We start from the raw sequence: 14,530 nt of genomic DNA, 5'->3' as shown, positions 1-14,530 counted from the left end.
TGGAAAAAGTAATTTAATGGAAATGTATCGACACACCTTTGCGGAAATCAACTTAGATCACTTGGCGCACAACATTCGTTTGTTGCAGTCGTCATTTCCGCAAGCTCCTTTTTTGTGTCCGATGGTAAAAGCCAATGCTTATGGGCATGGCGACGTGCAATTAGCGCGCTTCTTAGAATCTTTAGGTGTAAAACATCTAGGTGTTTGCCTGATTGAAGAAGGTCTTTTACTAAGAAATTTCGGAGTGAAAGCCGAGATTTTAGTCTTCCGTGGTTTCGACAGAGAAGGTGCTGAAAAAATTCTTCAGTATCAAATGACTCCGGTGGTAAGCACTTGGGAACATATCGAGCATCTTGAAGCTGTGGCCGATCAGCCGGTGAATATTCATCTGAAGTTTGATACCGGCATGAACCGTTTGGGTTTCCGTCCCGAAGAAGGCCAAAAACTTTTTGATCGTCTGTGGCAGAACAAAAAAATCCGTCTGAAAGCTTTAGTCACTCACTTGTATAACGGTGATGATGCATTAGACCCTCAGGGGCAAAGTGCCGAACAGTTGCGCAAGCTCGATCAAGTCAGTCAGCTCTTTAAACCGTTTAACATTTTCTGCCACGCCTTAAATAGTTCCGGCATTTTGAACCTGATGGCTTTAAAACAGCAGGGTGGAAGTAAAGATCATCCTTTGCTTTTGCAAAACTGGGGTTTGCGTCCGGGTCTGATGATCTATGGCTATAATCCTTTAGAGGATAAATCAGTCTGCCAATTAAAACCTGTTATGACTTTTAAGTCCCAAGTGGCAACATACCGTCACGTCAAAGCGGGTGAAACTGTGTCTTATGGCGCCACTTGGAAAGCCACACGCGATTCGGTTATCGCTGTCGTTCCTGTGGGGTATGCGGATGGTTTTCACCGCATTCTTTCTAATAAAGCGAATCTGTTGTTCGCGGGGAAACGAGTTCCTATTGCCGGCACCATCTGCATGGACTATTTGATGCTCGATGTGACCGATGTAGTAGGAAACGAAGATTTGAAGAAATTTAAAGATCAAGAAGTGATCTTATTTGGATACGGCAGTGGAGGAAGCTTTCTTTCCGCCGACGAAATCGGAACACTGGCTCACAGTATCACGTGGGAAATGTTGACCAGTGTTGGTGAGCGTGTGCCTCGCGTTTACACTGGCGTCGATGCCCGTTTCATCCGTGACGAAGTTGGGGGAGAGTAAAGTGACCTTAGCGGACAGATTTTATACGATCATCTCGGGCATTGGCGCCTTTGTTTTAAACAAAGTGCGAGATGGTATCGCCGAGACCGGTCAGATCATGATGTTTTTCACTGAAAGTGTGCGTTTGATCTTTGCTAAACCATCCCGTTTTCCCGAAGTGATTCGCCATATGGAGTTCATTGGAAATCAATCTGTCGGCATCATCTGTTTAACAGGGGTGTTTACGGGTCTGGCTCTTTCATTCCAACTTTATTTAGGTTTTAAATTGTTTAACGCCGTGAACATGGTGGGACCCACAGTGGCGCTGGGAATCACGCGTGAGTTAGGGCCTGTTCTAACGGGTTTGATCGTTGCTGCTAGAGCGGGAGGCGCTATGGCAGCCCGCTTAGGAACCATGCGTGTGAACGAACAAATCGACGCCTTGGATGTGATGGGCGTGAATACAAAACAATATTTGATTTCCCCACGAATCGTAGCCGCTGTCATTTGTATGCCTTTATTGGTTGCAGTTTTTGACTTTGTCGCGATGTTGGGAAGTTACTTTCTTTGCGTGAAACTTGTTTCTTTAGATGAGGCCGTGTTCTGGCAAAAGATTGCTGACTTCATCGAGGTCAAACACATCAACGAAGGTCTTTTCAAAGGAATGATTTTCGGTGTTTATTTTGCGGTCGTCTGTACTTACCGCGGGTTTAACACAACAGGCGGAGCCAAGGGTGTGGGGGATGCGACGAATCAGGGCGTGGTGCAAAGCATGGTCGGTATCATCATTCTTGATTACTTCGCGACAAACTTGATTCGCTTCTATTACAACATCATGGGGATTTCTTAATGAAACAAGAATCAGCAGTGTCCTTAAGGGACGTGAAAAAATCCTTTGATGGTGGAAAAGAGTTTGTTCTTAAAGGTATCAACTTAGAAATCCCCAAAGGCAGTTTGACCGCAATCATCGGCTTTTCTGGAACTGGAAAAAGCGTGATGCTGAAGCATCTCTTGGGGCTGTTTAAGCCCACTTCGGGAACAATTGAGGTTCTGGGAACCGATATTGGAACTTTACCGCCCGATGAGCTGACAAAATTTCGTTGTAAGTTCGGAGTTCTTTTTCAGTCGGCCGCACTTTTTGATGACATGACAGTGTTAGAAAATGTGTGTTTTCCCTTATTCGAGCATCGCCGCGATTTGAAGGAATCCCAAGTCCTTCGTATTGCCGAAGAAAAATTGCAGCAAGTCGGTTTGGAGTCCAAACATTATCACAAACTTCCAAGCCAAATCAGTGGTGGGATGCAGAAAAGAACCGGTCTAGCTCGGGCTCTCGCCCTAGATCCAGAAATCTTGATCTATGATGAGCCTACCACGGGTTTAGATCCCATTCTGACTGAAATGGTGGATAATTTGATTCTGAGTACTCATAAATTAAGAGCTGGTGCGACGACTTCTATCATGGTGTCCCACGATTTGTCCGCCGCATTCAGGATTGCCGACTATATTGCGATGTTAGATAGTGGCCGAGTTCTATTATTTGGTACTCCAGAGGATTTCTTCAACACGGACATCGAGCTTGTGAAGAGGTTCGTGAATAAAGGGATGAAACATCAATGAATTGGCTTCGCGCTGCAGAGTTTAAAGTAGGTTTGTTAGTTGTCGTGGTGGGATCACTGATCGCCGTCATGTCGATGCAGGTCAGTGATGATCCTTCATACCTTGGTCGTTCCAAAAAAGCTTGGTTCTTACTTCCGAATGCAGGGGGCTTGGTTAAAAACTCGGCCGTTCGTTCTGCGGGTATTCCCGTCGGTGTGATTAAAAACATTTCTTTGCAAGATGGAAAAGCACGTATCGATATCACGGTGAAATCTGATGTTCCTTTGACGACTTCGGCTTCCATCGAGGTGAAAGCACAAGGTATCTTGGGCGACAAGCACGTGGAAGTGTATCCAGGTTCCCCGACAGATCCTCCACTGGAAGATAACGCGCAAATCTTGATTGTTCGTGATGGTGGATCGCTAGATAACCTGATGACTCAAGTTTCTGAAGTGACCAGTTCTTTGAAAGAAGTTGCGAAAAACCTGCAAGAGGCAACATCTGAAGATGGGACTCGTCGCCACGTTCTTGGTCGTATCGTTAAGAACATCGAGACGCTGACAGGCGACTTGGCGCAAATGACGACGGAAAACAAAGACAAAGTGGGCGACATTGTGGATGACATCCATGACATCACGTCTTCTTTAAAAGAAGTGATGAACGACCAAAGCGAAACGGGTTTGAAAGAGACTTGGAAGCGCTTGTCGAACTCTGTTAAAAACCTGGATGAGATCACATCGAAAATCAATAAAGGTGAGGGCGCGATCGGTAAGCTTGTCAGCGATGAGCAAACCGCTGAAAATGTGTCTTCTGCAATTGATGGTCTGAGCGGTATGTTGGATTCGGCGAATCGTATTCAAACGGCCTTTGATTTCCGTGGTGAGTACTTGAACGATGTCGGGGCGACAAAGTCCTACATTGGGGTGCAAATCCAACCGGGGCTAGATCGTTATTACTACATCGCCGTTGTGGATGACCCTGCGGGCTTAGTTGAAAAAACAGGTTATAAAAGAACAGGTACGGGGCCGGAATCTCCAGCTGATTACACGGAAACGAAAACTTATTATAACCAGATCAAGTTCACCGTTCTTTACGCGAAGAATTTCTGGGACCTGACTTTAAAGGGTGGTTTGATCGAGAACTCGGGTGGCTTTGGTATCGACTACTTCTTCTTCCGTCGTAAGTTGAAATTCACGTTAGAAGCGTTTGATTTTGAAAATACAAATGTTCGAAGCTCTCTGTCTTACACTTTGTATCGCGGTATCTATATTACTGGTGGTATCAACGACGCCTTCAATCAGGGTGACAGACGCTCTAGCTACTTGGGCGCGGGTCTATTCTTAACGAACGACGACTTAAAACTTCTTTTAACGAAAGCACCATTCTAATCTGATATGAGTACAGACAACGTGAACGGCAACGAAAAAAATTGGCTCGTCAAATCCTCAACCAGGATCCTGGGCCCGTTTACGTTGTCCGAAGTCACGGAGCAGCTTCGTACAAAACAAGTTTCTATTATTGATGAAGTCCGTCTGCCTGAAGGACGTTGGAGTTACATTCGCGAAAACAAGGTTTTCATGGATATCGTCAGAAATATCCGTGAAGAGCAGGACTCTCAATCAGAACAGACGATGACTCAGTCGATTGCTCATCACACGATGACTCGTACTGATATCATTCCTGTGACCGATGATTTAACTCCGACACCGGTTCCACCGAATTTAGATTTAACTCCACCGCCTGTGCGCGAGACGGGATTTAAAGATGTGACTCCGGTTCGCGAGCAGCCCGTGTCGCGTTCGACGACGACTCCGGCGACCGCAAAAAGTTATGGCGCTTCCGGTGACACTCGTCTTCAAGGAAAAATTCGTCAGAAATCCAATGTTCTTCGTTGGAGTTTGATTGCAGCCTCCCTGGTCATCGCTGGCGTCGTCGTGCTTTCTTTGTCACAAAAAGGTAAGAAGAAAAGCTTGGGCTATGATGAGCTGATGTCTCAGGCCATTCGCTATAAGACGTTAGGACTTTACGAAAAGTCTTTACAGACCTATATGAAGGCCACGAAGCTGAAAGAGCCGGATGCGGAATCGCAAGTTCAGATGGCCTCGGTATTGATTTCAGAAGACCGTCAAAGTTTGATGGGGCGTCGTATTTTAGAAAGAGCCTTGGTTAAAGAGGGCAGAAGCCGTGCTGAAATCGTGGATGCCTATTTAGGTATCGCTGTTTCTTACATGATGGACGGTGATTTAAAACAGGCCGAGGACACTCTGCAAAAAGCCATTGGTCACGAGCCTTTCAATGTTTCTGCGTTGCTGAATTTAGCAATTATCCAGCAGAAAAAAGGCAATTATGGCGAAGCTATGCGCGACTTCGATGGTATCTATCGTAAAAATCCAAATTCAGTGTTAGCTCTTTTTGGCCGTGCGATGTCGACCGTAGAATATGCAAAAGCAAATTCGGATGCGGCCGCTTTGCAGAATCTGGTTCGCGATATCAAAGCCAACGTTCAAAAAACCGGCTATCTTCGTCAGGAACTTCTTCTTTTCAATGTCTATGCGCAGAACCTTTTGGGAGATGTTGATGGCTTGAATCAAGCCGTTGTGCAGTTCCTAAGTCAAATGCCTGGTCAAGCTCGCAACTACACACATCCTTTGCATGTCGAGTGGCGTTTCACGCAATGGGATTATTTAGAAAAATACTGTGACGAAATTTATCAAAAACAACCTCCAAATCCGGAGCTTAAAGCTTTGCGTGCGGTGTGTTTGATGGAAATCAATCGTGATAGTGACGCCGCAAAACTTTTGCAAGAAGCGATGGCTGAGGCTCCGAAAGATGCTTATGTGCTTTCGACTCAAGCTAGTTACTTAGCTAAAATCGGTCGTTTGCCAGAGTCCACAGCGATTCTTAAAATGCCAGAGCTTTCAACTTTGTCAGTGAAAGATCTTTTGATGGGCGATATCTGTATTAATACAGGTGATGTTGCTTGCGCACAAAAAGCTTACACGGATGCGTATAATAAAGATAAACAAAGTGCGTCTGCACTTTATGGTTTGGCTTGGGTTATGATGAGAAACAATGATCGCACGGCAGCTTATGATTACGTTCGTGCGGGACTTCAATCAGAACCTAACTTTCTTCCGTTGCTAGAGTTGAGGGATCAACTGGAGTACGAGTGATGATCAAGTTCGTCCAGGTTTCTATATTCTGGATGTCTCTAGTTCTTGCAGGCTGCACCTCAGATCCTGCGGGTTATCACGTTTCTGAATATCATGACGTTAAATTCGAAGACTTAGCCGAAGACTTAAAAGTTCCCTCAAAAGTGTGGGACATGCTGGAATTCAAAGCGGCTCCGGAGGGAGCGCACGCCGAAGGTGGCGGTGGCGAACATGGGGCGGCTCCAGTTCCGTCGGCTGTTGGTAAAAATCTGGTTTTTTCTGAAGTGAATGTTTTCTTAGTCGAAAAAAATGACGGCATTGTCGAAAACAAAGCTGTGAAGCTCTTATTACCTAAAGGTGGTGGCACGGTGGATTTATCCCGTTACATCACAAAAAAGCAGGGATCTTTCTTTGTAGGGTTTGAGTTCCCCCAGTTCGAAACGGCGACGGCAAAAAAAGTTATCTTTGTCAGCAAAGCTCGCAAGCGTCGCCTTGGTCAGCAAATTTTTGGCTCCGGCTGCAATCAGTTCTTCGATATCACTGATCGTTTCTTAAAAGAAATGGCAGGTGAAGGTATTAAGGTCAACACCACGCAAGAACGCTATGTCAGTGTTTTGGGCGGCACTTTCTTTTTCTCTGCCCAAAAAGACAATGATGTTTACTTAGCGCAAGTCACTTTCACGCACCCAGAATATTCACCACTTTTCTGTGAGGCCCCGTAATGGAAAGAAAATCGATCCAAAGTCTTCAGGATAAAGATGGCGTAGACATGACTTTCTTAGTGAAAGAAAAGCATGTCGGTATCGGAAAAAATGGACGTCCTTTTATGGGTCTTCAGTTGGGTGATGCCACCGGAAGCCTGGACGCACGTCTTTGGGATCGCGTGGATGAGCTGGCAAAAGAATTCGAAGTTGGTGACGTCGTTAAAATCAAAGGCCAGATTCAACTTTTTCAGAATCGCAAGCAGCTTGTCGTGCATCGTTTGGAGAGAGTGGATTCTTCAACGGTGAATTTTGAAGACTTTATCGCAAAATCTTCGCGTAATACCGAAGACATGTTGGTTGAGCTTTTGAACATGGTTCGCACCATGAAGAATGATCACCTTCGTCAGTTAATCTTAGATACTTTAGAAGATCCAGAGATTCGCCCGAAAGTTTTAAGAGCTCCGGCAGCGAAATCCATTCACCACGCGTGGACGGGGGGATTGCTTGAGCACATTCTTTCGATTTGTAAGATCATGGACTTCATGGGATCTCACTATCCCTTTTTAAACCGAGATCTTCTTTTATTCGGCGCTATTTTTCACGACATCGGAAAGTTGTGGGAACTTTCTTACGACAATGGTATCTCCTACACAGACCGCGGTCGTCTGATTGGTCATATGCAAATTGCCTGTGAGTTGATCGATAAAAAAGCCTCGCGCATCTTGGGATTCAACGAGGAACTGCGCGATATTTGTAAGCACATTATTTTAAGTCATCACGGCAAACTGGAATACGGTTCCCCGAAAAGACCTAAATTTTTAGAAGCGATGGTGATCGCCATGGTCGATGACTTTGACAGTAAAGTAGCGACGTTAAAGACGTTGATGGACGCGGAAAGAGGCTCGGGCGAAAAGTGGTCCCGATACAATGAACTCTTTGATCGCTATTTCCTGCTCGATGATATGAATGAGAAGTTAAATGGTTAATGGTATTCTAGAGTTCTTGCGCACGTATAAAAACTATGACCCTGCTGCCAAATCCCTCTGGGAAATTGGTCTTTTGTATCCAGGGCCGAAAGCATTGTTCTTTCATCGAATCGCGCATGCTTGTTACAAAGCCAAATTGTTTTTCATCGGCCGTTTGGTGGCCGAGATTTCAAGATTGCTGACAGGAATTGAAATTCATCCTGGCGCTACCATCGGTAAGCGTTTGGTGATTGATCACGGCATGGGCGTCGTGATCGGCGAAACTGCTGTTATCGGCGATGATTGCATTATCTTTCACGGAGTCACCTTGGGTGGCTTGAAGTTCGATCCGGTTAAACGCCATCCGACTGTAGGTAACAAAGTTCTTATTGGTACCGGTGCGAAAGTTTTGGGACCCATCACTGTGGGTGATGGCGCTTTGATCGGCGCAAATGCCGTTGTGACTAAAGATGTTCCACCAGGAGCCACGATGGTAGGCCCTCTTTCCACACAAAAATAGGAGAGCTATGAAATCACTGGAGCAATGGTTTTCTGAATACAGCGAAAGTCATCAGAATCCTAAGAACCAGTTGATTCATAAGATCTGCGTGCCCTTGATCTTCTTTTCTATCGTGGGTTTATTGATCCAAATTCCGCTTTCTATGGGACCAATTCGAGTGGGGGAGGTCCTTATTGCCATCGCCCTTGGATGGTATATGACCCTCGGAGCCCAGGCTTTCTTGGTAATGTTGGCGCAAGTGATCCTCAGTTACGTCCTAACTTATGCACTGAGTCAACTGGGGAACCCCGTTTATATCTTGTCGGTTATATTCGTTTTAGCTTGGATAGGCCAATTTAAGGGTCATCAAATCGAGGGTAAAAAGCCTTCATTTTTCAAAGACTTACAATTTTTGCTGATCGGTCCTTTGTGGGTCGTACAATCTCTGTTTCGGAAGAAATAGTTTTCTCAACCTGTTTTCATGACCCAAGACTAATATTAAAAGCGTCGATTGATGCTCTGCTTCTCTGCGACAATGGATGGAGTTCTTAATCTAGACGAAAGGAGTTCGGCTATGAAGCAGACAGAAACAATCCAGACGGTGCCAACTTCGACAACTCATCAAGAGAGCACAGGAACAAATGTTCCAGTTCGCAAAAGAAATCGCCGTCGTCGCCTAACTGGTTGGTAGTTTAGGCGAAGTGAGATGGGAAAAAGGTTTAATAAGAACGACCTTTTTCCCATCTTACTAAATTCGTGATGATGAAAAAGGCCCATCTGACTGTGTTGTCAGGCCTTTTCCTTCACTCCGACGTGCCTCCAGCACGCCTCCGTTTCGGAAAAAACCTTCCGCCTTGCATATGAGCCTTTTTGATCATCACTCGGTTCCCGGTATGGGGAGCGGTGAAGACTTTTTTTACTCAGCTTTTTCTTCGCATGTTGCTGTGGCGAAGTAAGTCGCTTGGCCGATAGTGCCGAAGATTTCCCAGCCGCCTTCTTGGCGAGTTAAATAGCGTTCTGCTGTGTCTTCAGCAGGAAGAGCGATCCAACCTTCAGTGTAGTCTTCAGAGTCGATTTCGATAGATTGAGTCTCGCCAGCAGGAGAAGTCAGGACAAGTTCCAAAGAGAATTTTTTCGCTGGGTCTGCGTAAGTTTGAACAACCGCAGTGCTGATGTCTGCTTGGTCGATGTGTTTGCAGTTCAAAAGAACTTCCGTAGAGGCCAAAGCATTGAATCCAACTAATACCGTCGCAATTGCTACAACAAATTTCATAGTGCCACCTTTTTGTGGCCCGGGTTCTAGCATAGGGAAGAAGCTGGTTTCAACTTGTTTTCAATCTCAACACGCTTTCATTCCGTTTTCTTCATACTTTCATTGATCCAGAAATTTTAGGAAATTCTGTTCTTTCACCTCAGAGGCTTTTAAATCATCTGACGATATTGTGAAGGACGAATAAATGAAAAGAACAGGTAAAACTCCACGCTTTAAAAGACAAAGACGTTTACTCACGGAACTTCCTGGTATGGGGAAGTCTGGCGCTTTAGAAAGACGCCCTTATCCTCCGGGCCAACACGGCTTGCAACGTCGTAAGTATTCTGAGTTTGCTTTGCAATTGGAAGAAAAACAAAAAATCCGTTTCCACTACGGTCTGCGTGAAGAGCAATTCCGTCGTATCATCGCGAAAGCGCAAAAATCAGCTTCTACAAACTGGGTTGAGGCATTGGTCAACCTTTTGGAAAAACGTTTGGACAACGTGGTTTTCCGTCTGGGCTTTGCTTCTAGCATTCCAGCGGCGAAACAATTGATCTCTCACGGTAAAGTTTTGGTGAATGGTAAGAAAGTGAACATCGCTTCCGCTATTATTAAGGTCGGCGACAAGATTCGTTTGAAAGACGAAGCTTACGACAACCAAGTCTACTTGCAGGCGAAACAAGCTCCGCGCCTTCCGCTTCCGACATTCATGGTGAAAGAAGAAGTTGCGGGTAAAGAAGAAGGCCGCCTGACTGATGAACCGAATTTGGAAGCAGTTCCTTTTGCTTTCGAACCAGGTCTTGTCATCGGTTACTACTCAATGAGGGGCTAATGAAAAATTCTAAATTCATCGAGGCAGAACAAATTGCCTTCGAAGAAATTTCCGATTCTTATGCTGCGCTAAAACTCGGCGAGGAAAAGTTCGTGATCGATATGGACACTTTATACGATCTGGCTTTTCGCTCTGCCGCGTTTCTAGCGTATCTTGAAAACCGTGAAGAAGAGCTTGCGGAGGCGGACGGCGACGAGGCCGTTTGTGCTTGTAAGCGGGTTCACTAGTTTTGCTTCGAGCGACGGATTTGGGAGTGGGGGAAGGCCCCTCTTGAAGCCCGTCGCTTCGGTCGGCACGCCATCCTGGCTCAATCGCCGCCGCACTTCGTGCGGTTCGCGCCATCGTGGCGCCGGCTAAGGCCGAGCCTTCGGACGGGCTTCAAGAGGGGCCTTCCCCCACTCCCAAATCTGTGCTGGATTCAAAATCATTTCGCTGTTACGGCTTGAATGGTTCCTTGGTTCTTTTTGCATTCACTTTTTTATTTTTAAATCGCTAGAAATTTTTGTGGGCTGTGCTTAATGCAGATGTGGTTTCTGTCGGGTTTTGGGTTAGAAGAACTTTTGATATTTGAAAGGCAGTGAACAGAACAGGACGAAAGTTACCGCCACGGTGGCGGTGGATTTGGACTGATTGGCCTCACTTTTTACTTTCACTTTGGAAGTGACCTTCGCGGATTTTCTTCTGTGGTTTTGAAGCCAATTCAATATTCAAATTTCACTGCCACGATGGCAGTAGATTTGTACCTTTTGTCTGCATTAGTTTGCTTCACGCAAATTGAAACTTGCAATCGCTGATCACAAATTTGGTTTTCTCCGAGATTACTTCGAGCGAAAGGTAAAACTAAAATTCCAAAAGATTTCGTTGAATCTATCCGTTGAAAATCGGAAGTCGATATTGATACAATCCCAACGTCGGCGGAAGCCGACCCAAACCCAACAGCGAAGCTGAATAGCCTTTCTTCTATCTAGCAAAATTTGCCTTAGAAAGCTTTAAAGTAGAGTGTCCGTAGTGAGGGCCTTTGCCGGCGCCACGATGGCGCGAACCGCACGAAGTGCGGCGGCGACTGAGCCCGGACGGCGTGCCCGAACGAAGCGACAATCTACTTTAAAGCTTTCTAAGGCAAATCCCCGCCAGAAGGAAGAAAGACTAAAAGCGACGGCGGCCTTTGGCTTCCGGCGTTCCATCGGCAGGATCTTCCGGCCATTGGTGTTTGGGATATTTGATTCGCAATTCTTTGCGCACTTCGGGATAACCGTTTTTCCAGAAACTCTCTAAGTTCGATGTCACTTGGACGGGGCGGAAGTTCGGTCCCAATAAATGAAATGTTAACGGAATTTTTCCGAAATACACTTTGGGTGTCTCCATCATGCCGAAGACTTCTTGAATTCTTACTTCTAAGTACGGCGCTTTATCTAAAGGGTAGTGGACTTTGATATGACTGCCGCTAGGAACCTGAATTTTATCGGGCAGTTCTTTTCTTAAAGTCTGAACGACTTCTTCGGGGAAGACGTTTTCAAAGAAAAAGACCAGGTCTTTTTCCATCACAACCTGCATTTTAGTTTCACCCATGCATGCTTGCGTGAACGCTTCTAATTTCAAACTTTCTAAATCCAAATTCTGCGGTTCTTGTTTCTCCAAGAACTCCAGGCGTTGCCACCAGTCAGCAAGTTTTTCATTGGATTTAAAAACGAGTTCTAATTTTTCGCTCAAGATTTGAGGCAATTTGTTTGCGATGTCTTCACTGGAAGCAGGTGATAAAGTCGGTTCATCTAGGGCCAAGCCATGCAATGATCGATATTCGCGCGAGAAGAACTGGCCTTTTTCCTCAATGAAGGTGACATCTTTCACCTTCGTGATGCTGTCTTTGAAATTCTGAAGAATAAAATCTTTCTCAAATCCGCAAGCCAGGCTGACGACAGTTTCTGCGTCAGAGCTTCCTTCGACGCCGTTCAGCGCCACAAAGAATTCTGAATTCTTAACCAAGCTTTCCGGTTGAAGTTTGACTCCACGACCGCCGACCATAAGGGCTCTTTCAGACTTTCCTCGGCGACGGCACAAACGATCGGCATAGGCTGACAACAAAATCTTTTTCGTTAAAACCTTTTGTTCTTCCTTCGACAAGGACTTTTCTTCCTTATTCAGAAGGCGTTTCGCCAATTCTTCGGTTTGGCGAGCGGCTTGGTCGACGGTCTGTAATGCGAAAAAAGCGGCTTCCTTTGGCGCGCGTTTGTCTTTACGGAATTGGTGCAGAACTTCCAGTCTCGCAGAAAGGTCACATTCTAAATTATCACCGATAAAAGAATTCACGCCTTCTTTTCGCAGTATGTCTCTCTCTTGAAGCAAAGCCGCCATTTCAGACGCAAGTTCCGTCGCTTTCAGTTCCATTCCAACAAGCATGAGCTTTGCTAAGCGCACCGGCAGAGGGAAGTGGAGCATGCGCTTTCCAAGTTCGGTGATCTTATTAGCGCTATCAATGGCATCCGCAATTTTTAAAAACCTCGATGCATTCTGAATCGCCACGGCGGCAGGCTTTTCAAACCAACTAAAGGCTTCAAAGTCCGTCACTCCTTGAGCACTCAGAAAAAGCAGGCTTTCGGTCAAATCCACTCGCTGAATTTCAGCGATTTCGCTTTTACTAAAGGAAAGTTCATCGTGCTTATTCCAAAGACGATAGCAAACGCCGGGAAACTGACGAGCGGCGCGGCCGGCTCTTTGAATGGCGCTTGATAAACTGATTCGGCCAAGCTCAAGGCGTGAAAATCCGGTGCGATGATCTTGCTTCATATTCTTCGCAAGACCCGAATCAATCACGGTATTCACGCCATCAATGGTCACCGAAGACTCCGCGATATTCGTAGAAAGAATCACTCGCTGACGCGAAGACTTTTGCAAAGCTCGGCGTTGATCTTCGATATTTAAGGATCCATGCAAAGGCACAAGCTCAATGTTTTTTCCGTCCGCCCAGGCTTGCAAAGCATTCAGGGCTCGATCAATCTCTCCCACGCCGGGCAGGAACACCAAAATATCCTTATCAGTCTGAGCTTGAGCTTCTTTCACCGTTTGCAAAACAGTGTCGTAAAACCCAGGAAAGGTTTGCAGGTGCTGAGAAGACTTTTGATAGCGAACATCCAGCTCAAAAAGTTTTCCGGGTACGCTGATAATTCCAGAACCCCCAAGATAAGCAGAAATTTTGTCTGCCTCCAATGTGGCAGACATGACAAGAATCTTAATATCACGGCCCAGCTCTTGAAGTTCACGCAATAGACCCAACGCCAAGTCCACATGCATGGAGCGTTCATGAAACTCATCCAGAATTACCAGATCCACGTCTTGCAATTCAGGATCTTGAATCATCTGTCTTGCAAGCAAGGCCTCAGTCATAAAAATAAGACGAGTCTCTTTTGAAGTCTTATTGGCAAATCGAACTTGATATCCAACTTCGCGGCCCACTTGCCAGCCTTGTTCTTCAGCGATGCGATGAGCAGCGGCAATCGCGGCCATTCTTCTTGGCTCAAGAACAACCACCTTTTTTGCAACGACACTTAAAAGAGCTGGAGGTAGGCGTGTGGTTTTACCGGCACCGGGCGCAGCGGTGATCACAAGGTTGTTTTCACTTCTCAGTTTGTCCTGAATAGCGGGAATAAAGCTATCAATGGGAAGTGAAGTCAAATTCGTCATTAAGGATAGATCAGAAGCATGAATTCTGCTTTTTCAAAAGGCACCGACGACATCACTTTATCAATCGGTCCTTCCAAAACTGTTTCATCTTCTTGAGAAAGATTGAGCGTTAAAAGTACTTTACGATTTGAAAAATGCTCTTTCATATCATTCAAAGTTTTTTTCAAACGATAAGGAGTGTCCATCACGATGATGGCGCGCTTTTCTTTAGTCAGTTCTTTAAGCGCCCGTTGGCGGCTTTCAGTTTCTGCAGGCAAGAATCCACGAAAGACAAATTCATCCAGTCGTTGGCCACTCAATGAAAGAAGGCCCATCAGTGCCGAGGCGCCTAAAGCCGACTTTACCGGAATATTTTTTTGACGACAAAGGCGAACTAAATCCGCCCCCGGGTCGCAGAATCCAGGAGTGCCACAGTCCGTGACCAAGGCCACATTCTTTTCCGCACAAAGAGGAACTAAGGCCGCCTTGTCTTCCGCAGTGGAGTGTTCATCGAGCACTTCATAATTTTTGCCAGTGATGCCGTGGGCCCGCAACAACTTGGAAGCTTCTTTCGTGCTTTCACAGATGACGATGTCGCAGGACTTTAGAATTTCTAAAGCGCGTAGGGTGATCTCGCTCGTTTCTCCGATAGGTGTAGCAACAAGATATAACACG

The 14,530-nt window shown here is 45.8% G+C and carries 14 protein-coding genes; 11 read left to right on the top strand and 3 right to left on the bottom strand.

The annotated features are described in order from the left end of the window. Positions 1-16: 16 nt before the first annotated feature. From alr to AZI87_RS03125, 9 genes are read left to right on the top strand one after another with little or no spacing between them, the layout of a single operon-like run. Complete coding sequence (alr, locus tag AZI87_RS03165; protein ID WP_063204969.1) at positions 17-1,219, top strand: alanine racemase; 1,203 nt, start codon at positions 17-19, stop codon at positions 1,217-1,219. Continuing rightward, the gene (locus AZI87_RS03160; protein WP_253696382.1) at positions 1,182-2,048 is read left to right on the top strand and encodes an MlaE family ABC transporter permease; all 867 of its coding nucleotides are present in this window, start codon (positions 1,182-1,184) and stop codon (positions 2,046-2,048) included. Before alr ends, AZI87_RS03160 begins: the two co-directional genes overlap by 38 nt. Next, positions 2,048-2,815 carry an ABC transporter ATP-binding protein gene (locus AZI87_RS03155; protein WP_063204967.1) on the top strand — a complete coding sequence of 256 codons (768 nt, stop codon included), beginning with the start codon at positions 2,048-2,050 and terminating at the stop codon, positions 2,813-2,815. The genes AZI87_RS03160 and AZI87_RS03155 overlap by 1 nt, the downstream gene beginning before the upstream one ends. Beyond that, complete coding sequence (locus AZI87_RS03150) at positions 2,812-4,182, top strand: MlaD family protein (RefSeq protein ID WP_063204966.1); 1,371 nt, start codon at positions 2,812-2,814, stop codon at positions 4,180-4,182. Before AZI87_RS03155 ends, AZI87_RS03150 begins: the two co-directional genes overlap by 4 nt. A 6-nt stretch (positions 4,183-4,188) precedes the next feature. Then, a complete protein-coding gene (locus tag AZI87_RS03145; protein ID WP_063204965.1) occupies positions 4,189-5,967 on the top strand; it encodes a tetratricopeptide repeat protein in 1,779 nt (592 codons plus the stop codon). Further along, on the top strand, positions 5,967-6,668 hold the full coding sequence (locus tag AZI87_RS03140; RefSeq protein WP_063204964.1) for a hypothetical protein: 702 nt from the start codon (positions 5,967-5,969) through the stop codon (positions 6,666-6,668). Before AZI87_RS03145 ends, AZI87_RS03140 begins: the two co-directional genes overlap by 1 nt. Continuing rightward, complete coding sequence (locus AZI87_RS03135) at positions 6,668-7,636, top strand: 3'-5' exoribonuclease YhaM family protein (RefSeq protein ID WP_063204963.1); 969 nt, start codon at positions 6,668-6,670, stop codon at positions 7,634-7,636. Before AZI87_RS03140 ends, AZI87_RS03135 begins: the two co-directional genes overlap by 1 nt. After that, complete coding sequence (gene epsC / locus AZI87_RS03130; protein ID WP_063204962.1) at positions 7,629-8,135, top strand: serine O-acetyltransferase EpsC; 507 nt, start codon at positions 7,629-7,631, stop codon at positions 8,133-8,135. The genes AZI87_RS03135 and epsC overlap by 8 nt, the downstream gene beginning before the upstream one ends. Positions 8,136-8,142: 7 nt before the next feature. After that, positions 8,143-8,577, top strand: a complete 435-nt coding sequence (locus AZI87_RS03125) for a DUF962 domain-containing protein (protein ID WP_063204961.1) — start codon at positions 8,143-8,145, stop codon at positions 8,575-8,577. 453 nt (positions 8,578-9,030) lie between these two features. Here AZI87_RS03125 and AZI87_RS03120 read toward each other — a convergent pair whose 3' ends face one another. Next, entirely contained in the window at positions 9,031-9,387 is a 357-nt protein-coding gene (locus AZI87_RS03120; RefSeq protein WP_063204960.1) for a hypothetical protein, read from the bottom strand. A 184-nt stretch (positions 9,388-9,571) separates the two neighbouring features. On the opposite strand from AZI87_RS03120, the gene rpsD reads away from it, so the two are divergent. Then, positions 9,572-10,198, top strand: coding sequence for a 30S ribosomal protein S4 (gene rpsD, locus AZI87_RS03115; RefSeq protein ID WP_063204959.1), 627 nt, complete (start codon positions 9,572-9,574; stop codon positions 10,196-10,198). After that, positions 10,198-10,425: a hypothetical protein gene (locus AZI87_RS03110; protein ID WP_063204958.1), complete on the top strand. Its 228-nt coding sequence runs from the start codon at positions 10,198-10,200 to the stop codon at positions 10,423-10,425. Before rpsD ends, AZI87_RS03110 begins: the two co-directional genes overlap by 1 nt. A gap of 919 nt (positions 10,426-11,344) precedes the next feature. Here AZI87_RS03110 and hrpB read toward each other — a convergent pair. Further along, a complete protein-coding gene (gene hrpB, locus AZI87_RS03105) occupies positions 11,345-13,876 on the bottom strand; it encodes an ATP-dependent helicase HrpB (RefSeq protein ID WP_063204957.1) in 2,532 nt (843 codons plus the stop codon). Further along, positions 13,876-14,529, bottom strand: a complete 654-nt coding sequence (gene rsmI / locus AZI87_RS03100) for a 16S rRNA (cytidine(1402)-2'-O)-methyltransferase (RefSeq protein WP_063204956.1) — start codon at positions 14,527-14,529, stop codon at positions 13,876-13,878. Before rsmI ends, hrpB begins: the two co-directional genes overlap by 1 nt. Position 14,530: the final 1 nt, after the last annotated feature.

Origin of the sequence: Bdellovibrio bacteriovorus (genome assembly GCF_001592745.1) — a bacterium.
Taxonomy (GTDB): domain Bacteria; phylum Bdellovibrionota; class Bdellovibrionia; order Bdellovibrionales; family Bdellovibrionaceae; genus Bdellovibrio; species Bdellovibrio bacteriovorus_B.
Note: the sequence above shows the minus strand (reverse complement) of the source record. Positions and strands in the feature narration are given on the sequence as shown.